Origin of the sequence: Prevotella sp. MGM1, from assembly GCF_002933775.1 — a bacterium.
Taxonomy (GTDB): Bacteria; Bacteroidota; Bacteroidia; order Bacteroidales; family Bacteroidaceae; genus Prevotella.
On record NZ_BEWV01000096.1, the window covers coordinates 1 to 829 of the forward strand.

Here is an 829-nt window from a genome sequence, read left to right on the forward strand (position 1 = left end):
GTGCCATCCGGTGTGCCGTACGCTCTCCGTCCTGGATATGGGGAAACATCATCCGGCTATTTATCCCTTCCACTTGCAGGGCAGGCTTTTCCGTCCGACAAAAGGTAGAGTCAATGATCGCAAATAGTTCATCATCTTCCGGGATATAATTACCGTTTCCCTTTTCCTGCTTCTTCACATGAAGTTCAACGACCGCATAATGCAACTCTTCGAAAAAGTGCTCTCTTAACCACCGGTAAGTCTGTCCTCCCTGAAAGTCCATAAGGCTTTTCTTGCGGCTTCCGGAAACATTGCCCCGGGCATCATGTACCCATACCGGGGTGCGATCTATGATGTCAAGCGCTTCCCGGCGTCCCGGCACATGATGGTCGGAGGCGATCATACGCCTAAGCTTATCCCAGGCAATCCCGCACGGATAACTGTCAATCCGGTCCGCATCAATTCCGGCATTGGACATAATGTAGTCGGCGACAGCCTGGCAACGGTCGGCACTGAGCCGTAGATTGGCTGTACTCACCCCGTCGGGCGAGGTATATGCCCGTACAACCAACCGCTCAAGATTTCCGCTGACTCCGCATCTGCGCACTTCTCGGGCAAAAACAGACAACGCATTGCCGTTTGAGCCCGGTTGTATCCGGCTGCTTCCCGGCTGAAAAAGTATCCGCACGGAATCTGCAATTATCTGCGACATTGACATGTCCACCATGCAGGCGTTCAATAACAAGAAAACAAACAACCTTTTCATCGTTTTGGAATATAAACCGCAAAATTACTGAAATGTCAGCAATTACGCAAAGAATGAAGTTGTTATATCAGTCTTAATGTAAAC

General features: G+C 49.9%; 1 protein-coding gene. It reads right to left on the reverse strand.

Going from position 1 to position 829, the window contains the following annotated elements:
- Nucleotides 1-745 (reverse strand): OmpA family protein (locus tag MoGM_RS03225; protein WP_158249546.1); only part of this gene is annotated, 745 nt, incomplete at its 3' end.
- Nucleotides 746-829: the final 84 nt, after the last annotated feature.